Consider the following 24,751-nt stretch of genomic DNA (forward strand, 5'->3'; position numbering starts at 1 on the left):
AAACAAAGATAGCCAGCGTGCCAAGGCGCCATCCGCCCAAAAAGCGGACAGCGACGGATAACGGAAGCTTCCGGAGCGACTGGCAGTTGATAACACTCTCAAAAGGAGCATGAATGTGACTGCATTGAACCTTATTCCCGGCCAGCTGACCCTGGCGCAACTGCGTGCCGTGTACCAGCAGCCGGTACAACTGAGCCTGGACGCCAGCGCTTCGGCGCCGATCGACGCCAGCGTCGCCTGCGTCGAGCAGATCCTCGCCGAGAACCGCACCGCCTACGGCATCAACACCGGATTCGGCCTGCTGGCCTCGACCCGCATCGCCAGCGCCGACCTGGAAAACCTCCAGCGTTCGCTGGTGTTGTCCCATGCCGCTGGCGTCGGCGCGCCGATCAGCGATGACCTGGTGCGCCTGATCATGGTGCTCAAGGTCAACAGCCTCAGCCGCGGCTTCTCCGGCATTCGCCGGCAGGTGATCGATGCGTTGATCGCGCTGATCAATGCCGAGGTCTACCCGCATATCCCGCTGAAGGGCTCGGTCGGTGCCTCCGGCGACCTGGCGCCATTGGCGCACATGTCGCTGGTGCTGCTTGGCGAAGGCAAGGCCCGCTACAAGGGCCAGTGGCTGGATGCACCGGCCGCGCTCAAGCAGGCAGGCCTCAAGCCACTGACCCTGGCGGCGAAAGAGGGTCTGGCGCTGCTCAACGGCACCCAGGTGTCCACGGCGTTCGCCTTGCGTGGCCTGTTCGAGGGCGAGGACCTGTTCGCCGGGGCGCTGGTCGCCGGTGGCCTGACCGTCGAGGCGGTGCTGGGTTCGCGTTCGCCGTTCGATGCCCGTATCCATGAAGCACGTGGCCAGCGCGGCCAGATCGACGCGGCGGCCAGCTATCGCCATCTGCTCGGTGAGCGCAGCGAAGTGTCCGATTCGCACCAGAACTGCGAAAAGGTCCAGGACCCTTACTCCCTGCGCTGCCAGCCGCAGGTCATGGGCGCCTGCCTGACTCAGTTCCGCCAGGCGGCCGAAGTGCTGGTGGTGGAGGCCAACGCCGTGTCCGACAACCCGCTGGTGTTCGCCGCCCAGGGTGACGTGATCTCCGGTGGCAACTTCCACGCCGAGCCGGTGGCCATGGCCGCCGACAACATGGCCCTGGCGATTGCCGAGATCGGCTCGCTGAGCGAGCGCCGCATTTCGCTGATGATGGACAAGCACATGTCGCAGCTGCCGCCATTCCTGGTGGCCAACGGTGGCGTCAACTCCGGCTTCATGATCGCCCAGGTGACCGCCGCGGCCCTGGCCAGCGACAACAAGGCCCTGGCGCACCCGCACAGTGTCGACAGCCTGCCGACTTCGGCGAACCAGGAAGACCACGTGTCGATGGCGCCGGCAGCGGGCAAGCGCCTGTGGGAAATGGCCGAGAACACTCGCGGGATTCTCGCCGTCGAGTGGCTGGCCGCCTGCCAGGGCCTGGACCTGCGCAATGGCCTGAAGACCTCGCCGACCCTGGAAACCGCTCGCGCCACCTTGCGCGAAAAGGTCGCCTACTACGACAAGGACCGTTTCTTCGCCCCGGACATCGAGGCCGCCACCGAACTGCTGGCGTCGCGCTGCCTGACCGAGCTGGTTCCGGCGAAGTTGTTGCCGAGCCTGTAAGCGTTACACAAGAACGGACTGATTTATTCGGCGGCAAGACCTTCTGTGGCGAGCGGGCTCGCCCGCGCTGGGGCGCGAAGCGGCCCTGAAGTCAGGCACCGCGTTACCCAGGTGGTAACGCGAGTGCTGATTTACGGCTGCTGCGCAGCCGAGCGTGGGCAAGCCCACTCGCCACACAGGCATGTGCCAGGATAGCCACCGGGCAGATGCTTTTTGCCTGAGCGGGTCGGGTTGGGTACTCTGCGACCCCTTTTTGCGGCCGGGTGGCCGCAAGACCTTCGCCCCAAGTCTGATTCTTGTCGATCTGCACCGATAAGAATAATTAAGGACGAGTAATGCAACAGCCAGTAAAAGGTTTGAAACGCGGGCTTTCCGCCCGACACATTCGCTTCATGGCCCTGGGTTCCGCCATCGGCACGGGCCTGTTCTACGGCTCCGCCTCGGCCATCCAGATGGCCGGCCCGGCCGTGCTGCTGGCCTACCTGATCGGCGGCGCCGCCGTGTTCATGGTGATGCGCGCCCTCGGCGAGATGGCGGTGCACAACCCGGTTTCCGGCTCGTTCGGCCAGTACGCCAGCACCTACGTCGGCCCGATGTCGGGCTTCATCCTCGGGTGGACCTACGCCTTCGAGATGGTCATCGTCGGCTTGGCCGACGTCACCGCCTTCGGCATCTACATGGGTTTCTGGTTCCCCGAGGTCGACCGCTGGATCTGGGTCCTGGGCATCGTCTTCCTCATCGGCGCGCTGAACCTGTGCGCGGTGAAGGTCTTCGGTGAGATGGAATTCTGGCTGTCGCTGCTCAAGGTCGGCGCGATTGTCGCGATGATCCTCGGCGGCTTCGGCATCATGTTCTTCGGCATCAGCACCGCCACGCCGTCCGCCGAGGTCGGTCTCGGCAATCTCTGGGCCCATGGCGGCTTCATGCCCAACGGCGTGGGCGGCATCATCGCCTCCTTCGCGGTGGTGATGTTCGCTTTCGGCGGCATCGAGATCATCGGCGTCACCGCAGGCGAGGCCCGTGATCCGCAGCGGGTCATCCCCAAGGCGATCAACGCGGTACCGGTGCGCATCCTGCTGTTCTACGTACTGACCCTGCTGGTGCTGATGTCCATCTACCCCTGGCCGCAGATCGGCAGCCAGGGCAGTCCGTTCGTGCAGATCTTCCAGAACCTGGGGATCGGCTCGGCGGCGACCATTCTCAATATCGTGGTGATTTCGGCGGCGGTGTCGGCGATCAACAGCGATATCTTCGGTGCCGGCCGCATGATGTACGGCCTGGCCCAGCAGGGGCAGGCGCCCAAGGCCTTTGCCACGTTGTCGCGTGCCGGCGTGCCGTGGATGACCGTGGTGGTGATGGGGGCTGCTTTGCTCCTCGGCGTGCTGCTGAACTACCTGATCCCGGAAAACGTGTTCCTGCTGATCGCCTCGATCGCGACCTTCGCCACCGTCTGGGTGTGGATCATGATCCTGATCACCCAGGTCGCCATGCGCCGCTCTATGAGCCGCGAAGAGGTGGCCCAGCTCAAGTTCCCCGTGCCGTTCTGGCCGTATGCGCCGATCGCCGCCATCACCTTCATGGTCTTCATCTTCGGCGTGCTGGGCTGGTTCCCGGACAGTCGGCCGGCGCTGATCGTCGGTGCGGTGTGGATCGGCCTGCTGGTGCTGGCGTACCTGGTCTGGGTCAAGCCGGCGGCGGCCCAGGCGGCACGAGTCGCACAAGATCCTTCCCTGTCTCATCGATAGCCCACGGAGGCCCCGGATGAAAACGCTCTGGCAGAACTGTCACGTTGCAAGCATGGCACAAGGCACCTACTCGATCATCGAGGATGCCGCCATCGTGACCGTGGCGTCGAAGATCGACTGGATCGGCCCGCGCGCCGAACTGCCGGCTGCGGATTATCCACAGGTCCATGACCTGGGCGGGGCCTGGGTAACGCCGGGGCTGGTCGACTGCCACACCCACACGGTGTTCGGCGGCAACCGCAGTGGCGAGTTCGAGCAGCGCCTGCAGGGTGTCAGCTATGCCGAGATCGCCGCTGCCGGCGGCGGTATCGCCAGCACCGTGCGGGCGACTCGCGCGGCCAGCGAGGAGCAACTGTTCGCCAGCGCCCGGCAGCGCCTGAGCTGCCTGCTGCGCGAGGGTGTGACCAGCGTCGAGATCAAGTCCGGCTACGGCCTGGACCTGGAAAACGAACGCAAGATGCTCAGGGTGGCCCGTCGTCTTGGCGAGGAACTGCCGGTCAGCGTGCGCGCCACCTGCCTGGCGGCCCATGCGTTGCCACCGGAGTACAAGGACCGTGCCGATGACTACATCGAACACATCTGCAACGAGATGCTCCCGGCCCTGGCGGCCGAGGGGCTGGTGGATGCGGTCGATGCGTTCTGTGAGTACCTGGCGTTTTCCCCGGAGCAGGTCGAGCGGCTGTTCAAGGTCGCGCAGCGCCTGGGCCTGCCGGTGAAACTGCATGCCGAGCAGTTGTCCTCGCTGCACGGTTCGAGCCTGGCGGCACGCTACCAGGCGCTGTCGGCCGATCACCTGGAGTTCATGACCGAGGAAGACGCCATCGCCATGGCGGCGGCGGGCACGGTGGCGGTGTTGTTGCCCGGTGCCTTCTATTTCCTGCGTGAAACCCAGCTGCCGCCGATGGATGCCCTGCGCCGGCATGGGGTGAAGATCGCCATCGCCACCGACCTCAACCCCGGGACTTCGCCGGGCCTGTCCCTGCGCCTGATGCTGAACATGGCCTGCACGCTGTTCCGCATGACGCCGGAGGAGGCGCTGGCCGGGGTCACCCTGCACGCTGCCACGGCGCTGGGCATGGGCGACACCCATGGATCCCTGGAGGTCGGCAAGGTGGCCGACTTCGTCGCCTGGCAGATCGATCGGCCGGCGGACCTGGCCTACTGGCTGGGCGGCGACCTGGACAAACGCGTGGTACGCCACGGCATCGAAGTACTGATCTAGGAGAGTGGTTGTGGATAACGTCCTGAACTTCAAGAAAGGCCGCGTGCCGCTGCTGATCAGCATGCCCCACGCCGGGCTGAAACTGACACCGGCGGTCCGTGACGGGCTGATTCCCGAGGCCCGCAGCCTGCCGGACACCGACTGGCACATTCCGCAGCTCTATGACTTTGCCGAGGCGTTGGGTGCCAGCACCCTGGCCGCCGAGTACTCGCGTTTCGTCATCGACCTCAACCGTCCGTCCGATGACAAGCCGCTGTACGCCGGTGCCACTACCGGGCTCTACCCGGCCACGCTGTTCGATGGCGTGCCGCTGTTCCAGGACGGCCGCGAGCCCTCGGCAGAGGAGCGGGCGGGTTACCTGGAACAGGTGTGGGGGCCCTATCACCGGACCCTGCAGGAGGAACTGGCACGGCTCAAGGCCGAATTCGGCTACGCACTGCTGTTCGACGCACATTCGATCCGTTCGGTGATCCCGCACCTGTTCGAAGGCAAGCTGCCGGATTTCAACCTCGGCACCTTCAATGGCGCCAGTTGCGACGCGCAGCTGGCTTCGCGGCTGGAGGCCATCTGTGCCGGGCATCCGGCCTACAGCCACGTGCTGAACGGGCGCTTCAAGGGCGGACACATCACCCGTCACTACGGCAACCCGGCCGAGCACATCCATGCCGTGCAGCTGGAGCTGGGCCAGTGCAACTACATGGAAGAGTTCGAACCCTTCAACTACCGCAGCGACCTGGCCGAGCCGACGCGAGTGGTGCTCAGGGAACTGCTGCAGGGCCTGCTGGCCTGGGGGCGCGAGCGCTACGGGCGTTGAGAGGCGTCCGGCTCATCCGGGGAGCACTTCGACGCCGGGGCAGAGAAAGTCGATGTGATAACCGTTGAGCCCATCACCCAGGGCAACGTGGACGCCCCTGATGCCTTCGTTCATCGGTGAGTTGCGCAGGTAGTTGATGTTCGGCCCGATGGCCTCGTTCACGCCGATGGCGAACTCGCTCAGGTATAGCCCGCGTTGGCCGGCGGCCTGGCCCAGCAGGTCGAGGTATTCCTCTCCCGCGACCTTGAATGAACGGACCTGGTTGTGCTCGATGTGCAACCAGGCATCGTGCCGGGCGACCTGTTCGGCCAGCCTGTGCATGTCGCTCGCCAGCCCGTCGGGCAATGGCCGTGCCCGGCTGCCCCGTGACAGCAGCAGGCCGCTGATGTGCAGGACGCCGCTGACCTGGAAGATATCCGGGCAGTCTGGCCGCATGTGCGCGTAGTGCACTTCGAACAGTTCGGTGGCCGACAGCACGAAGCTGTCGCCGATCTCGTTGCGGGTCAGGGCGTAGGGCGCGCAGCGGCCGTTTAGCCAGACCTCGGCCCGGCTGTTGGCGCTGGTCAGGTGCAGGCGGCGCAGGCCGTTGAGCTGCGCCAGGTAGTGCTGCTGGCGTCTGAGGCAATCGGCGAAGTTGCAGCGCAGCAACAGCATCAGGCTGTAGAGCGCGTTCTCAAGGCCCGTGTCGAATGCATGCAGCGGGCACAGCAGGGTCTGCTTGTGCGCGGTGCGGGCCGCACGCTGATAGAGCTGTCGGGCGCCCTGGGGCGAAAAGGAAAAGGCCAGGCTTTGCGCCGGCAGTCTTTCCAGATTGCCCAGCAGGCTGGCCTCCAGCCCCAGTTCACGCAGGCCCCGGATAAAGATTTCACTGTCGGCGACGATCACGGCCTTTTCCGGGTAGGCAAGCAGATCGGGCAAGCGGTATGGATTCATGCGGCACTCCCTGTCTTTTCTGGCTGTGGGCAGCCATGGAAAGCGGCTCCTGCCGCTCGGTTCTACGCTCCTTATTGAATCGCCGAACGCGTCGGGCTGAACACTGACCGAACGGCTAGTTGCCAGCACGCGGCTTCAAACAACCGTGCTTTTGACAAGGACATGCCGTTTGCGTGATTCGGGTTTATGATGCCGGACGGCAGAATCAAAGAAGTCCCCCTAGTAGCCACACAGGCCACCAAGGATGACCCCGACCCTTACGGAGCGTGTGATGCAGACTTTGTACCCGCAGATCAAACCCTACGCCCGGCACGATCTGGCCGTGGATGAGCCGCATGTGCTGTACGTCGATGAAAGCGGTTCGCCCGAGGGCTTGCCGGTGGTTTTCATTCATGGCGGCCCGGGTGCCGGCTGTGATGCCCAGAGCCGCTGCTACTTCGACCCGACCCTGTACCGGATCGTGACCTTCGACCAGCGTGGCTGCGGTCGCTCGACGCCGCACGCCAGCCTGGAGAACAACACCACCTGGGACCTGGTGGCTGACCTGGAGCGGATTCGCGAACACCTGGGTATCGACAAGTGGGTGCTGTTCGGCGGCTCCTGGGGTTCGACCCTGGCGCTGGCCTATGCGCAGAGCCACCCCGAGCGGGTTCACGGCCTGATCCTGCGCGGGATCTTCCTGGCCCGTCCGCAGGACGTCGAATGGCTCTACCAGAGCGGTGCCAGCCGCCTGTTCCCCGACTACTGGCAGGACTACGTGGCGCCGGTGCCGCCGGAGGAGCGCGACGACCTGCTCGGCGCCTTCCACAAGCGCCTGACCGGCAACGACCAGATCGCCCAGATGCACGCGGCCAAGGCCTGGTCGCTGTGGGAAGGGCGTACCGCAACCCTGCGGCCGAACCCGCAGGTGGTCGATCGTTTCTCCGAACCGCAGCGGGCCTTGTCGATCGCCCGGATCGAGTGCCATTACTTCACCAACAAGTCGTTCCTGGAGCCCGACCAACTGATCCGCGACATGGATCGGATCGCCCACCTGCCGGGGGTGATCGTGCACGGCCGCTACGATGCCATCTGCCCGCTGGACAACGCCTGGGCGCTGCACCAGGCCTGGCCCAACAGCGAGCTGCAGGTGATCCGCGATGCCGGCCACGCCGCCTCGGAACCGGGCATCACCGATGCGCTGGTGCGTGCCGCGAACCAGATGGCGCGGCGCCTGCTCGACCTGCCTCCCGAAGAAGCATGAGGGGCCTGTTGCAGCGCGTCAGTGGCGCGCGGGTCGAAGTCGGGGGGGAAGTGGTCGGTGCCATCGACCAGGGTTTGCTGGTGCTGCTGGCCGTCGAGCCCGGGGACACCCGGGCCAGCGCCGACAAACTTCTGCATAAGCTGCTTAACTATCGGGTGTTCAGCGATCCCCAGGGCAAGATGAACCTTTCCCTGGCGGACACCGGCGGCGGTTTGCTGCTGGTGTCGCAGTTCACCCTGGCCGCCGATACCCGCAGCGGGCTGCGTCCGAGCTTCTCCACGGCCGCGCCACCGGCGCTTGCCGAAGAGCTTTTCGACTACGTGGTGGCACAGGCGCAGCAGTTGCATGGTCAGGTGGCGACGGGACGTTTCGGGGCGGACATGAAGGTTCATCTGGTCAATGATGGCCCGGTAACCTTCCTGTTACAGACCTGAAATGGAAAAAAACCACGTATCGGGCTGAAAACAGGGCGTTTTGTCGATAAATACTTTGTTTCGCCTGATGCGTTGTAACGCCGCCTACTAGATAATCGCGCGCTACGGGGATCAGCGTTCGTTGGTCCATTTTGAATAAAGGTAGAGACTTGTCCGACATCGTTTGGGGAATCATTTCGCCCCGGGGGAGTCGGAACAATGCTCGCCAACCTGGCGCATAGATAGCTAGCCGTTGGTTTTTTGATCTGTTTTCGGCGAGGGTTGCTCGTGATTGTTAGTCCCTGTAATGCACCAAAATTGACTGCCAGAGGGTTGAGAAAAGCGCTGGTGACGGGCTCCGCACTGCTTTGCCTGCTCAGTGCCGGCCAAATCTTTGCATTCAATCTGGACGATGTGGCGGCCAAGGCGAAGACCCTGGCCGGGCAGAAGTACGAAGCTCCGCGCAGTAATCTGCCGAACGAATTCCGTGAGATGAAGTTCGCGGACTACCAGAAAATCCGCTTCCTGACCGACAAGGCCGAATGGGCTGACCAGAAGACGCCGTTCAAGCTGTCGTTCTATCACCAGGGCATGCACTTCGACACGCCGGTGAAAATCAACGAAATCACTGCCAACGAAGTCTCGGAGATCAAGTACGATCCGAGCCGTTTCGATTTCGGTGACCTGAAGTTCGATCCGAAGACCACCGAGCAGCTGGGTTATGCCGGCTTCCGTGTGCTGTATCCGATCAACAAGGCCGACAAGCAGGACGAGATCATGACCATGCTCGGCGCGAGTTATTTCCGCGTCGTGGGCAAGGGTCAGGCCTATGGCCTGTCCGCCCGGGGCATGGCGATCGATACCGCCTTGCCCTCCGGCGAGGAATTCCCGCGCTTCACCGAGTTCTGGATCCAGCAGCCCAAGCCGACCGACAAGCACCTGGTGATCTTCGCCCTGCTCGATTCGCCACGGGCGACCGGCGCCTACCGCCTGACCCTGCGCCCGGGTGCCGACACCATCGTCGACGTGAAGGCGCAGATGTTCCTGCGTGACAAGGTCGGCAAGCTGGGCGTGGCCCCGCTGACCAGCATGTTCCTGTTCGGCGCCAACCAGCCGTCGAAGGTCCTCAACTATCGTCGCGAGCTGCACGACTCCGCCGGGCTGTCGATCCACGCTGGCAACGGCGAGTGGCTGTGGCGTCCGCTGAACAACCCGAAACACCTGGCGGTGAGCAACTTCTCCGTGGAGAACCCGCGTGGTTTCGGCCTGCTGCAGCGTGGCCGCGACTTCAGCCACTACGAAGACCTCGACGACCGCTACGACAAGCGCCCAAGCGCCTGGATCGAGCCGAAGGGTGACTGGGGCAAGGGCACTGTCGACCTGGTGGAAATCCCGACCGCTGACGAAACCAACGACAACATCGTGGCTTTCTGGAATCCGGAAAAGCTCGCCCAGCCAGGTGAGGCGATGAATTTCGCCTACCGCCTGCACTGGACCCTGGATGAGGCTGCCCTGCATTCGCCGGACAGTGCCTGGGTCAAGCAGACCCTGAAATCCACCGGTGACGTCAAGCAGTCGAACCTGATCCGTCAACCGGACGGCAGCGTGGCCTACCTGGTCGATTTCGAGGGTCCGTCCCTCAAGGCCTTGCCGGCAGATGCGCCAGTGCGCAGCCAGGTCAGCGTCGGCGACAACGCCGAAGTGGTCGAGAACAGCCTGCGCTACAACCCGGAAACCGAAGGCTGGCGCCTGACCCTGCGCCTGAAGATCAAGGATCCGGGCAAGTCCACCGAACTGCGCGCCGCGCTGGTCAAGGACATCGTCGCCGCCGAGCCGATCAAGGCTTCGTCCCAGGTGGTCAAGGCCGACAAGGTCGCCGCCAAGACCCAGGAAAAGCACGAGAAGCACGAGAAGGACGTGGCCAAGGCCGCGGACAAGGACGCCGCCAAGGCTCCAGAGAAAGACAAGGCCAAGGACAAGAAAGAGCATGACGCCCCGGCGCCAGCTGCCGAGGCTGCCCCAACCACCCCGGAACCGGCCAAGACCGAACAGGTCCTGACTGAGACCTGGAGCTACCAGTTGCCTGCCGATGAGTAATTCTATCGCCCAGCCAGAGGCTCTCTCCGAGTATCTGGCGCACCTGCCACTAAGTGCCGAGCAGCGCGCCGAATTGGCGAGCTGCGGCTCGTTCGCCGAGTTGCATGAGCGCCTCAGTGCCGAACCTGCCGTCGACTCCGCCGAGGCTGCGCAAGCCTCGGTGGGGCGTCGCCTGACTCTCGACAGTGCCGTCGACCTGGAAGAGGCCGAGATGCTGTCGGTCGACGCCGCGGGTCGGGTGCGCCTCAAGGCCACCCCGCCGGTCCGACGTACCCGTGTCGTGCCCGAGCCGTGGCGGACCAACATCCTGGTCCGTGGCTGGCGACGCCTGACCGGGCGCAGCAACCCGCCGGCACCCAAGGATGACCGGCGCGAGCTGCCGCATGCCCGCTGGCGGACTGTAGGCTCGATCCGGCGCTATATCCTGCTGCTTCTGATGCTCGGCCAGACCATCGTCGCCGGCTGGTACATGAAGGGCATCATGCCTTACCAGGGCTGGTCGTTCGTCGATCTCAACGAGGTGCTGCACCAGCCGATCCTGCAGACCGCGCGGCAGGTCCTGCCGTACGCCCTGCAGACCACCATTCTGGTGATGTTCGGGATCCTGTTCTGCTGGGTGTCGGCCGGCTTCTGGACCGCCCTGATGGGCTTCCTCGAATTGCTCACCGGACATGACAAGTACCGTATTTCCGGGGCCAGTGCCGGCAGCGAGCCGATCCCGGCCGATGCGCGCACCGCGATCGTCATGCCGATCTGCAACGAGGACGTGGCGCGGGTCTTCGCCGGCCTGCGGGCGACCTTCGAGTCGGTCGCGGCCACCGGTGACCTGGATCGCTTCGACTTCTTCGTCCTGAGCGACAGTAACGACACCGATATCTGCGTGGCCGAACAGCAGGCGTGGCTGGATGTCTGCCGTGAAGCCTCGGGCTTCGGCAAGATCTTCTACCGTCGCCGTCGCCGTCGGGTGAAGCGCAAGAGCGGCAACCTCGACGACTTCTGCCGTCGTTGGGGTGGCGACTACAAGTACATGGTCGTGCTCGACGCCGACAGCGTCATGAGCGGCGAGTGCCTGACCAGCCTGGTACGCCTGATGGAAGCCACGCCGGACGCCGGCATTATCCAGACCGCGCCTCGTGCGTCGGGCATGGATACCCTCTATGCGCGCATGCAGCAGTTCGCGACCCGCGTCTACGGTCCGCTGTTCACCGCCGGCCTGCACTTCTGGCAACTGGGCGAGTCGCACTATTGGGGCCACAACGCGATCATTCGCATGAAACCGTTCATCGAGCACTGCGCCCTGGCGCCGTTGCCCGGCAAGGGCGCGTTCGCCGGTGCGATCCTTTCCCACGACTTCGTCGAAGCCGCGCTGATGCGCCGTGCCGGCTGGGGCGTGTGGATCGCCTACGACCTGCCCGGCAGCTACGAGGAATTGCCGCCGAACCTGCTGGACGAGCTCAAGCGCGACCGTCGTTGGTGTCACGGCAACCTGATGAACTTCCGCCTGTTCCTGGTCAAGGGCATGCACCCGGTGCACCGCGCGGTGTTCCTCACCGGCGTGATGTCCTACCTGTCGGCGCCGCTGTGGTTCTTCTTCCTGGTGCTGTCGACGGCGCTGCTGGCGGTCAACACGCTGATGGAGCCGCAGTACTTCATGGAGCCGCGGCAGCTCTATCCGCTGTGGCCGCAATGGCATCCGGACAAGGCGGTGGCGTTGTTCTCCACCACCATCGTGCTGCTGTTCCTGCCCAAGCTGCTCAGCGTCATCCTGATCTGGGCCAAGGGCGCGAAAGAGTTCGGTGGCAAGTTCAAGGTGACCGTGTCGATGCTGCTGGAGATGCTGTTCTCCATGCTGCTGGCGCCGGTGCGGATGATTTTCCACACCCGTTTCGTCCTGGCCGCATTTCTTGGCTGGGCCGCGACCTGGAACTCGCCGCAGCGTGACGACGACTCCACGCCCTGGAGCGAGGCGGTTCGCCGTCATGGCCCGCAGACCCTGCTGGGGGCTGCCTGGGCGCTGCTGGTGATCTGGCTGAACCCGAGCTTCCTGTGGTGGCTGGTACCGATCGTCGGTTCGCTGATGCTGTCGATCCCGGTATCGGTGATCTCCAGCCGGGTCAACCTGGGCCTGCGCTCGAAGGATGAGCAGTTGTTCCTCATTCCCGAAGAGTACAACCCGCCCCAGGCATTGCAGGCGACCGACGAGTACACGCATGAGAACCGCTGGCACGCACTGAACGACGGCTTCATCCGGGCCGTGGTCGATCCGCGGCAGAACGCCCTGGCCTGTGCACTGGCAACTTCCCGGCACCTGCAGGCCGAGCCGATCGAGTGGCTGCGCATCGAGCGTGTACGGCATGCGTTGAAAGCCGGTCCGGCGGCGCTCGACAACCATGCCCGCCTGCAACTGCTCAGCGACCCGGTGGCCCTGGCCCGCCTGCATGCGCAGGTCTGGAGCGAAGGCCATGGCGAGTGGCTCGATGCCTGGCGTGCCTCGGTCAAGGCCGACCCGCACGCGCCGTTGCTGCCACTGCAACCGGCCATGGCCGTCGGCCAACCTGCCTGATTCCATTCCCCCTGGAGCTCGCTCCAGGGGGAATGCGACACCCTCTGTAAGACGTTTCTCTCCCGCCTGTAGCCCTTGTCATTTGGTAACAAAACGTCCGCTCGGTGGCCTGTTCGAGTGCGTTAGGATCGCGCCCCGAAATCGTGTCGGCTGCGTGGTGGCCGCTCGAAGTTGTCCGAACAGGGCAAGCTCATCGGGAAATGGATCAAGGAGTTCTCATGACGAAAGGGTACCTGGCGCTGCTGCTGGGCGTGGTCGTATGCCTGCAGGCCTGCGGGCTCCAGGCCGGTGCCATCGACGAGGCGGTCAGGCGTGGCAGCCTCAAGGTGGGCACCAATCCGACCTACATGCCGTTTCAGATGACCGACCGGCAGGGGCGGGTGGTGGGGTTCGAGATCGACCTGCTGCATGAAATGAGCAAGGCCCTCGGCGTGCGCCTGGAGATACTGCCCAGCGGCTATCCGCAATTGATCCCCGACCTGCTGGCGGGCAAGATCGACCTGATCGCCAGCGGCATGACCCTGACCCCCGAGCGCAATCTGCGCCTGAACTTCAGCGATCCTTTCATCGTGGTCGGCCAGACGATGCTGATCCCGCAGGCGTTGGGCGGCACGGTCGAGAGTTTCGAGGACTTGAACGATGCCGGCTACCGTATTCGGGTCAAGGCCGGCACCACCGGGGAAATCGTCGCGAAGAAGCTGATCGGCAACGCCCAGCTGGTCAGCTACGCCACCGAGGAGGAGGGGGTGCGCGATGTGCTCGACGGCAAGGCCGATGCCTTCATTCACGACGCGCCCTACAACCTGGTGGCGGTGAACAGGCTGGGCGCCGGCAAGCTGCTCTGCCTGGACCAGCCGTTCACCTACGAACGCCTGGCGTTCGGCCTGAAGAAGGGCGACCACGACAGCCTGAACTGGATCAACCACTTCCTGCATCAGATCGCCGAAGACGGCACTTACGACCGGATCCACGACAAGTGGTTCAAGGACACCGCCTGGCTGGCCGACCTCGACTGAGGTCGGGACGGCTCAGACGCGGAACTGGCTGACCAGCATCTGCAGGTGATTGCCCAGCCGTGCCAGTTCGGTGCTGGAGGCGGCGGTCTCCTCGCTGGCCGAGGCCGTCTGTTCGGAGACGTCACGCACGCTCAGCACGCTGCGGTTGATTTCCTCGGCCACGGCGCTCTGCTGTTCGGCAGCGGCGGCGATCTGCTGGTTCATCGTCTGGATCGCCGACACGGTACGGGTGATGCTCTCCAGCGCGCCACCGGCACGGCGGGTCAGTTCGACGCTGCTGTCGGTCAGGCTGCGGCTGTTGTCCATGATGGTTGCCACTTGCTCGGTGCCACCTTGCAGGCCGACGATCAACTGCTCGATTTCCTCGGTGGATTTCTGGGTCCGCTGGGCCAGGCTGCGGACCTCGTCGGCGACCACCGCGAAACCACGCCCGGCTTCGCCCGCACGGGCGGCCTCGATGGCGGCGTTGAGGGCCAGCAGGTTGGTCTGCTCGGCCACCGACTTGATCACATCGAGTACGCTGCCGATCTTGTCGCTTTCGGCCTTGAGGTGGCTCATCGCTTCGGTGGAGTGACTGACCTCGGCGGCCAGGCGCTCGATCTGGGCCACAGCCTCGCCCACCACCTTGTCGCCTTCACGGGCCTGCTGGTCGGCGGCGACAGCGGCTTCCGAGGCCTCCTCGGCGTTACGCGCGACTTCCTGCACGGTGGCGGTCATCTGGTGCATGGCCGTGGCGACCTGGTCGGTCTCGGCCTTCTGGCTGTTGACCCCGGCGCTGGTCTGTTCGGTTACGGCGGAGAGCTGCTCGGCGGCGCTGGCGATCTGGGTGACGCCGTCGCTGATTCCGCTGATCAGCTTGCGCAGGCTGACGCTCATGCTCTGTATGGCCCGCTGCAGCTGGCCGAGTTCGTCGCGGCGGGCGGTCGCCAGGTCCTGGCTGAGGTCGCCGGAGGCCACGCGTTCGACGACCTTGAGCGTCTGGCGTAGCGGAATGATGATTTGCCGGGTGATGGCCCAGGCCGCAATCACGCCGAACAGCAGGGCCAGGGCGGTGGAGATGGCAAGCAGGTTCTTCGCCTGCGCGGCGTCGCGGTCGCGGCGGCTGGTTTGCAGGTCGGTCAACTGATTGCTCAGGACCAGCAACTGGTTGCCCAGCTCTTCCATGCGCTTGAGGGCCTGGCCGCTGGCGGTCTGGGAGTCACGGAAGTCGCTGACGGCGGACCGGTAGGCCTTGAGCGAATCGCTGGCCTGCTGGAGATTGCCCAGGTGTTCCTGCGGCAGCTTGGCTGGCAGGCTGGAGAGGTAGCTGGAGGCGTTGTCGATGGCGTCCAGGGCAGGCTGTTCGGCGTCGCTGCGACCGCTATAGGTGTAGCCGCGGACCTGGAAGCGAGCCTGCTGGATCAGCTTGCCGAGTTCGATCACGCTGTTGAATTGGGCCACGCTGTCCCCCTGCAGCAGCGCCTTCTCGACTTCGGCGACCTTTGCCACCGCGTTGTCGGCACTGGCCCCGAGCTTGCCGCGGGCGCTCTCGCGGTTCTGCATCGCCTGGTTCATGTCGGCGAAGGCGCGCTTGTATTGGGCAAGGGTTTCCAACTGCTGATCGACCAGGGTGATGCTTTCAGGCGTTTCGAGCAGCTTGCGTGCGGTCTGCAGGCCGCTTTCCAGCTTGCCCAGCAGGTCGTTGACGGTGCCCGGGCCCTGTTCACCCTTGCGCATCTCGTAGTCGAGACGGGCGATCCGCAAGTCCTTGGTCAGCAGGTTGAGGCTGGAAATGTAGCCCAGCTTGTCGCCACGATTGATGATTGAACTCAGGCCGGTCCAGCCAGTGAAGGTGATGAGCACGGTCAGCAGCAGCACCAGGCTGAAGCCGATGCCGAGTTTTCGATTGACGCTCACATTACCCAGCTTCTGAGATAACCATTGGTACATGGGGACAGACTCCTGACAGGTGCTTTACGTCTGATGACATATTTTTATATTGAGTATTGCCGTTATATCGGCGATGCAGGTCGATTCTGTAGCGTCAGGCGCCAACGGGAACGGGGGCGTTCCCTTTGGGGCTCAGAATAGGCGGGCGAGGAGGGCGGTGACGGCGGTTTCGACGCGCAGGATGCGCTCGCCGAGCTGTACCGGTTGCAGGCCGGACTTGCCCAGCAGCTCGATTTCGTAGGGAATCCAGCCACCTTCCGGACCGATGGCGAGGGTCACCGGTTCCGCCACCGCGCGGGGGCAGGGCGGGTAGCTGCCCGGATGGCCGACCAGCCCCAGGGTCCCGGCGCTGATGGCCGGCAGGCGATCCTCGACGAAGGGCTTGAAGCGCTTCTCGATGATGACTTCCGGCAGCACGGTGTCGCGGGTCTGTTCCAGGCCCAGGACCAGTTGCTCGCGAATCGCCTCGGGTTCCAGGAAAGGCGTCTGCCAGAAACTCTTTTCCACCCGGTAGCTGTTGACCAGCACCAGCTTGGGCACGCCCATGGTGGCGATGGTCTGGAATACCCGACGGAGCATTTTCGGACGCGGCAGGGCAAGTACCAGGGTCAGTGGCAGCTTGGCCGGCGGCGGCTGGTCGAGGCTGACCTGTAGCTGGGCCTCACCGGCCTCCAGGTGCAGGACCTGGGCGCTGCCCATCAGGCCGCCGATACGCCCGACCCGCAGGCTGTCGCCCACCGCGACCCGGTGGACCTCCTGCATGTGGGTCAGGCGTCGATCGCGCAGCACGACCCGGTCGGCCGCGATGAAGTCGGCCTCCTCCAGCAGCAGCAGGTTCACGCGAGTGGCGCTGGCGGCTGTGGGCCAGTGTCGGAGGGCTTTTCTTCCTCTTCCTCGCCGCGCTTGCTGACCAGGCCGCCGAACAGCACGCCGATCTCGAACAGCAGCCACATCGGCACGGCCAGCAGCGTCTGCGAGAACACGTCCGGTGGGGTCAGGATCATGCCGACCACGAAGCAGCCGATGATCACGTATGGGCGGATCTTTTTCAGGTACTTGACGTCGACCACGCCGATCCATACCAGCAGCACCACGGCCACCGGGATCTCGAACGCCACGCCGAAGGCGAAGAACAGCGTCATCACGAAGTCGAGGTAGCTGGTGATGTCGGTCATCATCTCCACGCCGGCCGGGGTCGCGGCGGCGAAGAACTTGAAGATCAGCGGGAACACCAGGTAATAGGCGAAGGCCATGCCGGTGTAGAACAGCACGATGCTCGATACCAGCAGTGGCACGGCGACGCGCTTTTCATGCTTGTACAGGCCCGGTGCGATGAAGCCCCATATCTGGTGCAGGATCACCGGGATCGCCAGGAACAGCGAGACCATCATGGTCAGCTTGAGTGGCGTCAGGAACGGCGAGGAGACGTCGGTGGCGATCATCGTCGCGCCGGTCGGCAGGTACTGGCGCAGCGGCGTGGAAACGAAGGTGTAGATCTGCTGGGTGAAGGCGAACAGCCCGGCAAAGATCAGGAAGATCGCCGCGACACAACGCAGCAGGCGGGTGCGCAACTCGGTGAGGTGCGAGACCAGCGGCATCTGCTGGTCGTTTTCCGGAAAGTCGCTCATGGGGCTCGCGGCGGCAAAGTGGGGTCATGAGGCGCTGACGCACCTGGTGTTTGTGCAGGAGCAGCGGTCTCGCCTGGAACGTGCGGGGCCGGTTCGACAGCGCCGAGCACCGGCACGGCGTCGCCCGGGGCAACGGTGGCCGGTGGCAGGTCGCTCGGCAGTGGCGTTGCACTGGCTGGCTGAGCCGCAGGCTCGGCAACTGGCTGGGCCGGGCCCTGGGGCTGTGCCTGGGGTACGGGCTCCTGGACCGGGGAGAGGATCTTGCGAGCCTCCTGTTCCAGGGACATGATGTGCTCGTTGTGCAGTTGCCGACGGATCTCGTCGGCACCGATTTCCCGTTCCACTTCCTGCTTGATCGCGTTGAAGCTGCGCTTCAGCCGTCCGACCCACAGGCCAGCTGTCCGCGCGGCGCCTGGCAGGCGCTCGGGACCGAGGACCAGCAGTGCCACGAGGCCGACGAGCAGCAGCTCACTGAAGCTGATACCGAACATTAGTCAGTGCTCACGAATGATTGCGGGGCTCTTCGACCTTCTGTGCCTGCACATCGATGGTGTGTGGCGCGTTCTGCTGTGCGCCGGGTTGCGGCTGGGCAGGCTGTACGGTTGGCGGCACCACCGGCTCGGCCGGCTTCTCGTCGTCGTTCATGGCCTTGCGAAAGCCCTTGATCGATTCGCCGACGTCGGTGCCGAGGTTCTTCAGTTTCTTGGTACCAAACACCAGCACGACGACGATCAGGATGACGATCCAGTGTTTCCAGTCAAAAATGCCCATGGTGTTTCTCCTCTCAAAAGATTGTTCAGGCGGACGGGCGCGAGGCTTTCTCGGCGTGTCCGGACAGTCCGAAGCGACGGTCCAATTCATCCAGCACGGCCTGCGGATGCTGGCCCAGTTGGGCGAGCATGACCAGGCTGTGGAACCACAGGTCGGCGGTCTCGTAGATCACGTCGCTGCAATCACCACTGGTGGCGGCGTCCTTGGCGGCGATGATGGTTTCGACGGACTCCTCGCCGACCTTCTCCAGGATCTTGTTCAGACCCTTGTGGTACAGGCTGGCGACATAGGAACTGTCGGGGGCGGCGCCCTTGCGCTCTTCCAGTACCTGGGCCAGGCGGGTCAGGGTATCGGTCATGTTCAGTGTCCTGCTGCGTAGATGCTGTGCGGGTCCTTGAGGACCGGATCGACCGTCTTCCAGCCGTCGTTCTCGTAGACGCGGTAGAAGCAGCTTTGGCGGCCGGTGTGGCAGGCGATATCGCCGACCTGCTCGACCATCAGGATGATCACATCGGCGTCGCAGTCCAGGCGCATTTCATGCAGGTGCTGCACGTGGCCGGACTCCTCGCCCTTGCGCCACAGCTTGCCACGCGAACGTGACCAGTAGATGGCGCGATTTTCGCGGGCGGTCAGTTGCAGTGCCTCGCGGTTCATCCAGGCCATCATCAGCACGCGCCCGGTCTTGTGATCCTGGGCAATGGCCGGCACCAGGCCGTCACTGTCCCACTTGATCTCGTCCAGCCAGTCTTTCATCTTCGACTCCGACAACCGGGCGCAACCTGCGTGGTTGGGCCTCGGCGAATGAACAGTTTGCCAGCCGCGAGCCCTGATGGCTATCGGCGCACGACCAGATACAAACCAACGGCCAGCATGATACCCGCGGGCCAATGGCCCAGCTCATGCAACGGGCCGTTGGCGGCGAGAAAGGCGCCGCCACCCAGGTGCAGCGAGCCGAGCAGGCGCAGCAGCCAGTCGTCCTTGCGCTTTTTGTAGGGCGGCTCGGGATCGGCAGCGTGGGGCTGCGACAGGCGCTCGAGCAGGTCGCGGGTCATGTTGGCCAGGTGCGGCAGTTGCTCGACCTGGCTCTGCAGGTTGCCCAGCAGGGTTTTCGGGCTGACGCGCTCGCGCATCCAGCGTTCGAGGAACGGTTGCGCGGTGCTCCACAGGTCCAGCTCCGGGTACAGCTGGCGGCCCAGGCCTTCGATGTTCAGCAGGGTTTTCTGCAGCAGCACCAGTTGTGGCTGGACTTCCATGTTGAAGCGTCGGGCGGTCTGGAACAGGCGCATCAGCACCTGGCCGAAGGAAATGTCCTTCAGCGGCTTCTCGAAGATCGGCTCGCAAACGGTCCGGATCGCTGCCTCGAATTCGTTGAGCCGGGTGTCCGCCGGTACCCAGCCCGAGTCGATGTGCAACTGGGCGACGCGGCGGTAGTCACGCTTGAAGAAGGCGAACAGGTTGCGGGCCAGGTAGTCCTGGTCCTGCGGGGTCAGGCTGCCGACGATGCCGCAGTCGATGGCGATGTACTTCGGACTCCACGGGTTCACGGTGCTGACGAAGATGTTGCCGGGGTGCATGTCGGCGTGGAAGAAGCTGTCGCGGAACACCTGGGTGAAGAAGATCTCCACGCCGCGCTCGGCGAGCATCTTCATGTCGGTGCGCTGGTCGGCAAGGGTGGCGAGATCGGTGACCTGGATACCGTAGATGCGCTCCATCACCAGCACTTTCGGCCGGCACCAGTCCCAGTAGACCTGGGGTACGTACATCACGTCCGAACCTTCGAAATTGCGCCGCAGCTGGCTGGCATTGGCCGCCTCGCGCAGCAGATCGAGCTCGTCGTAGATGGTCTTCTCGTAGTCGCTGACCACATCCACCGGATGCAGCAGGCGGGCATCGGCGGAGAGCCTTTCGGCCGTACGGGCGAGTAGGAACAGCCATGCCAGGTCCTGGGCGATCACCGGCTTGAGGCCCGGACGGATGACCTTCACCACCACTTCCTCGCCACTCTTGAGCTGCGCGGCGTGGACCTGGGCCACCGAGGCCGAGGCCAGTGGCTCGATGTCGAAGCGGCTGAAAACCTCGCTGATCTTGCGCCCCAGCTGCGCCTCGATCAGTGCCACGGCTTTCTGCGGGTCGAACGGCGGCACGCGGTCCTGCAGCAGCATCAGCTCGTCGGCGATGTCCTCGGGCAGCAGGTCGCGACGGGTCGAGAGGATCTGCCCGAACTTGATGAATATCGGTCCCAGGTCCTGTAGCGCCAGGCGCAGGCGTGCGCCGCGGCTCAGCTCCAGCGGCTTGCGCGGGAACCAGCGCCACGGCAGGACAAAGCGCAGGGCCAGGAGGAACCAGGGCAGGGGCAGATCGAACAGCAGGTCATCGAGACGGTAGCGGATCACGACGCGCTGGATGCGCAACAGACGGCGGACGGCGAGCAGCTTCATGCGTTATCGCTGGAATTGAGGGATCGGGAGAGGCGTTCGAAACGCGCCTCGAGTCGTTCTAGGTCTAGCTTGAGCCGGTCGAGTTCGGCGAAACGGGCTTCGGCCTCGTGTTTGCCGACCAGCGTGCGCGACTCTTCGCTGAGGTACTCGGCCAGGTTCTGATTGAGGCTGGCAAAGCCCTGGCGGTACCAGCCGGCACGGCTGCGCAGGTGGCCGCTGACCAGTTGCGTGGCGACCGGGCCGAGCCAGCGCGACAGCTCGTACTCCCAGTCCAGCTCCAGGTCCTGCAGCACGCCGGCGAGGTCCAGCAGCACCGCGCTGTCGCCCTCCAGGTGCACGTCCGGGCCATGGAGCACGGCACTCTTGTCCTTGCTCAGGGCCAGGTTGAGCAGGCTGGAGGTGGGGGCACGCAGAATGCAGTCGGCTTCGGCGGCCCAGTGGGCCGCCAGCAGCAGGCCTTCGTCGCTGGGCAGGATGAACAGCTTCAAGGCCGGACTGTCGACCTCGATGACCTTGCCCGTCAGGTGGCCGAGGCGACCAAGGGCGGTGCTGTCCATGCGCAGGACACGGTTGAGGCCGTGTTCGACGCCGGCGAGAAGGCCGCTGAGCAGCATCAGGGCTTGATGCCGCGGTGCAGGGCAACGATCCCCGAGGTCATGTTGTGGTAGGTCACGCGGTCGAAGCCGGCGTCCACCATCATCGACTTGAGGGTTTCCTGGTCAGGGTGCATGCGGATCGATTCGGCCAGGTAGCGATAGCTTTCCGAGTCGTTGGTGATCAGCTTGCCGGCCAGCGGCATGAATGCGAACGAATAGGCGTCGTAGACCTTGGACATCAGCGCGTTGGTCGGCTTGGAGAACTCCAGCACCAGCAGGCGGCCACCGGGCTTGAGCACCCGCAGCATGGAACGCAGGGCATCTTCCTTGTGGGTGACGTTGCGCAGGCCGAAGGCGATGGTCACGCAGTCGAAGTGATTGTCCGGGAACGGCAGCTTTTCCGCGTCGGCCTGGACGAATTCGATATTGCCGGCCACGCCGCGATCGAGCAGGCGGTCACGACCGACCTTGAGCATGGAGGCATTGATGTCGGCCAGCACCACCTGGCCGGTAGGGCCCACCAGGTGCGAGAACTTGGCTGCCAGGTCGCCGGTGCCGCCGGCGATGTCCAGTACCCGGTTACCGGTGCGCACGCCCGACAGTTCGATGGTGAAACGCTTCCACAGGCGGTGCATGCCACCGGAGAGGACGTCGTTCATCAGGTCGTACTTGGCGGCCACCGAGTGAAAGACCTCGGCTACCTTGCCGGCCTTTTCGCTTTCCGGCACGTTCTTGTAGCCGAAGTGGGTGGTGGGTTCGGCATCGCTGCCTTTGCGCTGATCAGTCATATCGCTGTCACCAGAAGAGAATGCGGGCATTCTAATCCCGGTAGCCGGCTTTGTCTTGGCAAAGGCGGAATGTAAGTATAGTGGGCGACCGGGGCGGATTGACGCAGCACTGTTCAAGGCCGGCCCGGCCTACATTCATGGAACAGGAGTCAAGCGATGGCCCGGATTAGTGTCGAGCGTACCCACCACCTTGGTCTGGCAGGCGCTCGTGGGAAAGCCGAGGCGCTGGTGCAGAAACTGGCCGACCAGTATGGCCTGGCGCCGAGCTGGTCGGGTGATACCGTCAGCCTCAAGCGTTCCGGTGTCACTGGCGAGGTGAAGATCGGCGAGGATCGCATCAGGGTCGATGTCGAGCTGGGGATGTTGATGTCGGCCATGAGCGGCACCATCAAGAGCGAGATCGAGAAGGCGCTGGACAAGGCGCTGGCCTGAATCGGCGTGAGCCGACCCTGCACGGGGGGTCAACCCGGTGGGAGTCCGGCTCCCACGGGGGAGTGCGGTTCCCAGAAGTGAACCTTGGCCACATCGGTTAGGGTGCCCATTCTAATTTTTGTCACTACTTTGTGTTCCAGTCCCCGTTTGCGCGGGCAGTTCCTCCAACCGTTCACGTGTGAGGTGCACCATGGCCAAAGTCAGTCTGAAGAAAAAATCCGACGTTCAGCCCACCGCCCTGGCTGAAGTGAAACTCTATGCCCGCAAGATCTGGTTGGCGGGCCTGGGCGCCTACGCCAAGGTCGGCAAGGAAGGCAGCGAGTACTTCCAGGAACTCGTCAAGGCCGGCCAAGTGGTTGAAAAGGAAGGCAAAAAGGCTGTCGATGCGAAGCTTGAAGCCGCCAACAGCCAGATCGATAACGTCAAGAGCGACGTCGGTGGCCTCAAGGGCCGGGTCGAAGTGCAACTGGACAAGGTCGAGAAAGCCTTCGACAGCCGAGTCGCCAGTGCCTTGAATCGTATCGGGATTCCGTCTAAACATGACGTTGAGGCACTCTCTGCTAAGCTCGATGAGTTGACGGCATTGCTCGAACGTGTCGCGCGTAAACATTAAGGAGAACGGGATGGCTGGCAAAAAGAATACTGAGAAAGAAGGCAGCTCGTGGATCGGGAAGGTTGAGGAATACTCCCGCAAGATCTGGCTTGCCGGTTTAGGCGTGTACTCGAAAATCGACAGTGACGGCAGCAAGCTCTTCGAGAGCCTGGTCAAGGATGGCGAGAAGGCCGAGAAACTGACCAAGAGCGCCGTTGGCAAGACCGTCGAGGCGGCCAAGGACTCTGCCGGTTCCGCCAAGTCGCGCATCACTGGCGTCAAGGAGCGCGCGCTGGGCAAGTGGGACGAGCTGGAAGAGGCGTTCGACAAGCGTCTGAACAGCGCCATCTCGCGCCTGGGCGTGCCCAGCCGCCATGAAGTGAAGGCGCTGCACAGCAAGGTCGACACCCTGACCAAGCAGATCGAGCAACTCACTGGCCAGAAAGTGACGCCGGTGGCAACGAAGACGGCGGCAGCCAAGCCTGCGGCGAAGACGGCAGCCAAACCGCTGGCCAAGGCCGCAGCCGCTAAACCAGCCGCCAAGCCCGCGGCCAAAACCGCGGCGGCCAAGCCAGCAGCGAAACCTGCGGCCAAGCCGGCCGCAAAACCCGCTGCCAAGACGGCGGCAGCCAAACCTGCCACGAAGCCTGCAGCCAAGCCGGTTGCGGCCAAGCCTGCGGCGAAACCGGCAACCAAGCCTGCGGCGAAACCCGCTGCTGCAAAACCGGCGGCCAAACCTGCCGCGAAGCCAGCCGCTGCGAAAAAACCGGCAGCGGCCAAGCCCGCAGCAGCGAAGCCGGCAGCCGTAGCCAAGCCTGCGGCCCCCGCCGCCGCAAAACCGGCAGTGGCCCCAGCCACCACCAACTCGGTGGCCCCGGCCACCGCCGCCGCTCCGGCTGCGACCCCAGCTCCATCGGCGCCGACCTCTCAGTCCTGAGTGGCATTTGGTGTCATGAAAACGCCCGGCCTGTGAAGGTCGGGCGTTTTTGTTTGGGGGGGCTCAGGTCTGGCCTCTTCGCGGGCAAGCCCGGCTTTTGCAGAGGCGAGTCGTATGCAATGTTGGTGTATGCACGCGAAGACGTCGCAGTGGGCGCCAACGTCTTCGCGGATGAATCCGGCTCCCACGGTTCTGCGTCGATCACAAGATGTGTGGTCGGCACGTTACCTTGTGGGAGCCGGATTTATCCGCGAAGAGGGCAGGGCGTTCTCTACCGCTTATCGGCGGTGAGTTAAAGACAGTTGGCTCTCACGGGACGGTGTTCTATTCGTGGTCTTCGAGATAACGCAGGGCCATCCGCTCGGTCGCCAGCCGTGCCGGCGGCAGCAGGTGTGGCGCCACCAGCATCATGATCTGGTACACCACCAGCCGCACCTCGCCCTCGCGCCCCAGGATCCGCTGGTAGTCCAGTGAAAACAGCAGGGTCAGGGTGATCTGCTCGACCAGTTGCCCGAGTGCCTGGGTTTCGCTGAGGATGAACCCCTGGGCTTTCAGCCGCGCGAGCAGTGAGGCCAGGGTGCGCTTGAGGGCGTTGAGCAGGTTGCGAATGCCCCGGGCCAGCTTGGGCAGGCGGCTGGCCAGGTTGGACAGGTCCTGGAACAGGAAGCGGTATTGGGCCAGGCGCTCGACGATCAGGTGCAGGAAGAACCAGTAGTCCTCGGGCGCCAGCTCGACGTCCGCCGGCGGGTCGAGCAACGGGGTCAGCTCCGCCTGGAAGCGCTCGAAGAGACCGAGCACCAGGGGTTCCTTGCCATGGAAGTGGTAGTACAGGTTACCCGGGCTGATCCCCATTTCATTGGCGATCTCCATGGTCGAGACATTCGGTTCGCCTTTCTGGTTGAACAGTTGCAGCGTGCATTCAAGAATCCGGTCGCGGGTTTTCATC

At 64.2% G+C, this 24,751-nt stretch carries 24 protein-coding genes and 1 pseudogene; 12 read left to right on the plus strand and 13 right to left on the minus strand.

Annotation, left to right across the window (positions count from 1 at the left end; genetic code table 11):
- Window positions 1–109 precede the first annotated feature (109 nt).
- The 4 genes from hutH to hutG all read left to right on the plus strand — a co-directional run bounded on the left by hutH (window position 110) and on the right by hutG (window position 5,429).
- Window positions 110–1,648 (plus strand): histidine ammonia-lyase, encoded by a 1,539-nt coding sequence (gene hutH / locus HU752_RS02840; RefSeq protein WP_186687300.1) that lies wholly within the window; start codon window positions 110–112, stop codon window positions 1,646–1,648.
- Between the two features lie 335 nt (window positions 1,649–1,983).
- Window positions 1,984–3,393 carry an amino acid permease gene (locus tag HU752_RS02845; RefSeq protein WP_186687298.1) on the plus strand — a complete coding sequence of 470 codons (1,410 nt, stop codon included), beginning with the start codon at window positions 1,984–1,986 and terminating at the stop codon, window positions 3,391–3,393.
- A gap of 16 nt (window positions 3,394–3,409) precedes the next feature.
- Window positions 3,410–4,615, plus strand: a complete 1,206-nt coding sequence (hutI, locus tag HU752_RS02850; protein WP_186687296.1) for an imidazolonepropionase — start codon at window positions 3,410–3,412, stop codon at window positions 4,613–4,615.
- Window positions 4,616–4,625: 10 nt separating this feature from the next.
- A complete protein-coding gene (hutG, locus tag HU752_RS02855) occupies window positions 4,626–5,429 on the plus strand; it encodes an N-formylglutamate deformylase (RefSeq protein WP_186687294.1) in 804 nt (267 codons plus the stop codon).
- A 12-nt stretch (window positions 5,430–5,441) separates the two neighbouring features.
- Here the strand turns inward: hutG and HU752_RS02860 are convergent, their stop codons facing one another.
- Window positions 5,442–6,362, minus strand: a complete 921-nt coding sequence (locus HU752_RS02860) for a CgnE/CgnB domain-containing protein (RefSeq protein ID WP_186687292.1) — start codon at window positions 6,360–6,362, stop codon at window positions 5,442–5,444.
- A gap of 271 nt (window positions 6,363–6,633) precedes the next feature.
- On the opposite strand from HU752_RS02860, the gene pip reads away from it, so the two are divergent.
- From pip to HU752_RS02885, 5 genes are all read left to right on the plus strand, one after another.
- Window positions 6,634–7,605, plus strand: a complete 972-nt coding sequence (gene pip / locus HU752_RS02865) for a prolyl aminopeptidase (RefSeq protein ID WP_186687290.1) — start codon at window positions 6,634–6,636, stop codon at window positions 7,603–7,605.
- Window positions 7,602–8,039 carry a D-aminoacyl-tRNA deacylase gene (dtd, locus tag HU752_RS02870; RefSeq protein WP_186687287.1) on the plus strand — a complete coding sequence of 146 codons (438 nt, stop codon included), beginning with the start codon at window positions 7,602–7,604 and terminating at the stop codon, window positions 8,037–8,039. The genes pip and dtd overlap by 4 nt, the downstream gene beginning before the upstream one ends.
- 267 nt (window positions 8,040–8,306) lie before the next feature.
- Window positions 8,307–10,115: a glucan biosynthesis protein G gene (locus HU752_RS02875; RefSeq protein ID WP_275959757.1), complete on the plus strand. Its 1,809-nt coding sequence runs from the start codon at window positions 8,307–8,309 to the stop codon at window positions 10,113–10,115.
- Window positions 10,108–12,678, plus strand: a complete 2,571-nt coding sequence (gene mdoH, locus HU752_RS02880) for a glucans biosynthesis glucosyltransferase MdoH (RefSeq protein WP_186687282.1) — start codon at window positions 10,108–10,110, stop codon at window positions 12,676–12,678. The genes HU752_RS02875 and mdoH overlap by 8 nt, the downstream gene beginning before the upstream one ends.
- 218 nt (window positions 12,679–12,896) lie before the next feature.
- Entirely contained in the window at window positions 12,897–13,694 is a 798-nt protein-coding gene (locus tag HU752_RS02885) for a transporter substrate-binding domain-containing protein (protein WP_186687279.1), read from the plus strand.
- Window positions 13,695–13,706: 12 nt separating this feature from the next.
- Here HU752_RS02885 and HU752_RS32020 read toward each other — a convergent pair whose 3' ends face one another.
- The 11 genes and pseudogenes from HU752_RS32020 to ubiE form a co-directional block, all read right to left on the minus strand.
- The gene (locus tag HU752_RS32020; protein WP_437182349.1) at window positions 13,707–14,570 is read right to left on the minus strand and encodes a methyl-accepting chemotaxis protein; all 864 of its coding nucleotides are present in this window, start codon (window positions 14,568–14,570) and stop codon (window positions 13,707–13,709) included.
- A pseudogene (locus HU752_RS32025) lies at window positions 14,565–15,623 on the minus strand (methyl-accepting chemotaxis protein); the annotation flags it as partial. The gene HU752_RS32020 and the pseudogene HU752_RS32025, both read right to left, overlap by 6 nt.
- A gap of 132 nt (window positions 15,624–15,755) precedes the next feature.
- Window positions 15,756–16,463, minus strand: a complete 708-nt coding sequence (locus HU752_RS02895) for a 16S rRNA (uracil(1498)-N(3))-methyltransferase (protein ID WP_186687268.1) — start codon at window positions 16,461–16,463, stop codon at window positions 15,756–15,758.
- Entirely contained in the window at window positions 16,460–17,251 is a 792-nt protein-coding gene (gene tatC, locus HU752_RS02900) for a twin-arginine translocase subunit TatC (protein ID WP_186687265.1), read from the minus strand. Before tatC ends, HU752_RS02895 begins: the two co-directional genes overlap by 4 nt.
- Window positions 17,248–17,742, minus strand: coding sequence for a Sec-independent protein translocase protein TatB (gene tatB / locus HU752_RS02905; RefSeq protein ID WP_186687263.1), 495 nt, complete (start codon window positions 17,740–17,742; stop codon window positions 17,248–17,250). The genes tatC and tatB overlap by 4 nt, the downstream gene beginning before the upstream one ends.
- A gap of 10 nt (window positions 17,743–17,752) precedes the next feature.
- Window positions 17,753–18,022: a twin-arginine translocase TatA/TatE family subunit gene (locus tag HU752_RS02910; protein ID WP_017903199.1), complete on the minus strand. Its 270-nt coding sequence runs from the start codon at window positions 18,020–18,022 to the stop codon at window positions 17,753–17,755.
- Window positions 18,023–18,047: 25 nt separating this feature from the next.
- Complete coding sequence (locus tag HU752_RS02915) at window positions 18,048–18,380, minus strand: phosphoribosyl-ATP diphosphatase (RefSeq protein WP_017903198.1); 333 nt, start codon at window positions 18,378–18,380, stop codon at window positions 18,048–18,050.
- Between the two features lie 2 nt (window positions 18,381–18,382).
- On the minus strand, window positions 18,383–18,775 hold the full coding sequence (hisI, locus tag HU752_RS02920; RefSeq protein WP_054060519.1) for a phosphoribosyl-AMP cyclohydrolase: 393 nt from the start codon (window positions 18,773–18,775) through the stop codon (window positions 18,383–18,385).
- 80 nt (window positions 18,776–18,855) lie between these two features.
- Window positions 18,856–20,460, minus strand: coding sequence for a ubiquinone biosynthesis regulatory protein kinase UbiB (gene ubiB / locus HU752_RS02925; protein WP_186687260.1), 1,605 nt, complete (start codon window positions 20,458–20,460; stop codon window positions 18,856–18,858).
- Window positions 20,457–21,074 carry a ubiquinone biosynthesis accessory factor UbiJ gene (locus HU752_RS02930; protein WP_186687258.1) on the minus strand — a complete coding sequence of 206 codons (618 nt, stop codon included), beginning with the start codon at window positions 21,072–21,074 and terminating at the stop codon, window positions 20,457–20,459. Before HU752_RS02930 ends, ubiB begins: the two co-directional genes overlap by 4 nt.
- The gene (gene ubiE, locus HU752_RS02935; RefSeq protein ID WP_017903194.1) at window positions 21,074–21,844 is read right to left on the minus strand and encodes a bifunctional demethylmenaquinone methyltransferase/2-methoxy-6-polyprenyl-1,4-benzoquinol methylase UbiE; all 771 of its coding nucleotides are present in this window, start codon (window positions 21,842–21,844) and stop codon (window positions 21,074–21,076) included. The genes HU752_RS02930 and ubiE overlap by 1 nt, the downstream gene beginning before the upstream one ends.
- A gap of 156 nt (window positions 21,845–22,000) precedes the next feature.
- Between ubiE and HU752_RS02940 the strand changes: the two genes are divergently transcribed.
- From HU752_RS02940 to HU752_RS02950, 3 genes are all read left to right on the plus strand, one after another.
- Window positions 22,001–22,276, plus strand: a complete 276-nt coding sequence (locus HU752_RS02940; RefSeq protein ID WP_186687255.1) for a polyhydroxyalkanoic acid system family protein — start codon at window positions 22,001–22,003, stop codon at window positions 22,274–22,276.
- Window positions 22,277–22,466: 190 nt separating this feature from the next.
- Window positions 22,467–22,889, plus strand: a complete 423-nt coding sequence (locus HU752_RS02945) for a phasin family protein (protein ID WP_186687253.1) — start codon at window positions 22,467–22,469, stop codon at window positions 22,887–22,889.
- Window positions 22,890–22,899: 10 nt separating this feature from the next.
- The gene (locus HU752_RS02950) at window positions 22,900–23,805 is read left to right on the plus strand and encodes a phasin family protein (RefSeq protein WP_186687251.1); all 906 of its coding nucleotides are present in this window, start codon (window positions 22,900–22,902) and stop codon (window positions 23,803–23,805) included.
- Window positions 23,806–24,129: 324 nt separating this feature from the next.
- On the opposite strand, the gene HU752_RS02955 is transcribed toward HU752_RS02950, so the two are convergent.
- On the minus strand, window positions 24,130–24,750 hold the full coding sequence (locus HU752_RS02955) for a TetR/AcrR family transcriptional regulator (protein WP_186687249.1): 621 nt from the start codon (window positions 24,748–24,750) through the stop codon (window positions 24,130–24,132).
- Window position 24,751 lies beyond the last annotated feature (1 nt).

It is taken from the genome of Pseudomonas vanderleydeniana, from assembly GCF_014268755.2.
Classification (GTDB): domain Bacteria; phylum Pseudomonadota; class Gammaproteobacteria; order Pseudomonadales; family Pseudomonadaceae; genus Aquipseudomonas; species Aquipseudomonas vanderleydeniana.

Coding starts and splice junctions, on each gene's coding strand:
- HU752_RS02940 (WP_186687255.1), top strand. CDS start 22,001: ATGGCCCGGATTAGTGTCGAGCGTACCCACCACCTTGGTCTGGCAGGC.
- hutH (WP_186687300.1), top strand. CDS start 110: ATGAATGTGACTGCATTGAACCTTATTCCCGGCCAGCTGACCCTGGCG.
- mdoH (WP_186687282.1), top strand. CDS start 10,108: ATGAGTAATTCTATCGCCCAGCCAGAGGCTCTCTCCGAGTATCTGGCG.
- ubiE (WP_017903194.1), bottom strand. CDS start 21,844: ATGACTGATCAGCGCAAAGGCAGCGATGCCGAACCCACCACCCACTTC.
- ubiB (WP_186687260.1), bottom strand. CDS start 20,460: ATGAAGCTGCTCGCCGTCCGCCGTCTGTTGCGCATCCAGCGCGTCGTG.
- hutI (WP_186687296.1), top strand. CDS start 3,410: ATGAAAACGCTCTGGCAGAACTGTCACGTTGCAAGCATGGCACAAGGC.
- tatB (WP_186687263.1), bottom strand. CDS start 17,742: ATGTTCGGTATCAGCTTCAGTGAGCTGCTGCTCGTCGGCCTCGTGGCA.
- HU752_RS02930 (WP_186687258.1), bottom strand. CDS start 21,074: ATGCTGCTCAGCGGCCTTCTCGCCGGCGTCGAACACGGCCTCAACCGT.
- hisI (WP_054060519.1), bottom strand. CDS start 18,775: ATGAAAGACTGGCTGGACGAGATCAAGTGGGACAGTGACGGCCTGGTG.
- HU752_RS02845 (WP_186687298.1), top strand. CDS start 1,984: ATGCAACAGCCAGTAAAAGGTTTGAAACGCGGGCTTTCCGCCCGACAC.
- HU752_RS02910 (WP_017903199.1), bottom strand. CDS start 18,022: ATGGGCATTTTTGACTGGAAACACTGGATCGTCATCCTGATCGTCGTC.
- pip (WP_186687290.1), top strand. CDS start 6,634: ATGCAGACTTTGTACCCGCAGATCAAACCCTACGCCCGGCACGATCTG.
- HU752_RS02915 (WP_017903198.1), bottom strand. CDS start 18,380: ATGACCGATACCCTGACCCGCCTGGCCCAGGTACTGGAAGAGCGCAAG.
- HU752_RS02885 (WP_186687279.1), top strand. CDS start 12,897: ATGACGAAAGGGTACCTGGCGCTGCTGCTGGGCGTGGTCGTATGCCTG.
- HU752_RS02955 (WP_186687249.1), bottom strand. CDS start 24,750: ATGAAAACCCGCGACCGGATTCTTGAATGCACGCTGCAACTGTTCAAC.
- HU752_RS02945 (WP_186687253.1), top strand. CDS start 22,467: ATGGCCAAAGTCAGTCTGAAGAAAAAATCCGACGTTCAGCCCACCGCC.
- HU752_RS32020 (WP_437182349.1), bottom strand. CDS start 14,570: ATGAGCGTCAGCCTGCGCAAGCTGATCAGCGGAATCAGCGACGGCGTC.
- tatC (WP_186687265.1), bottom strand. CDS start 17,251: ATGAGCGACTTTCCGGAAAACGACCAGCAGATGCCGCTGGTCTCGCAC.
- dtd (WP_186687287.1), top strand. CDS start 7,602: ATGAGGGGCCTGTTGCAGCGCGTCAGTGGCGCGCGGGTCGAAGTCGGG.
- HU752_RS02860 (WP_186687292.1), bottom strand. CDS start 6,362: ATGAATCCATACCGCTTGCCCGATCTGCTTGCCTACCCGGAAAAGGCC.
- HU752_RS02950 (WP_186687251.1), top strand. CDS start 22,900: ATGGCTGGCAAAAAGAATACTGAGAAAGAAGGCAGCTCGTGGATCGGG.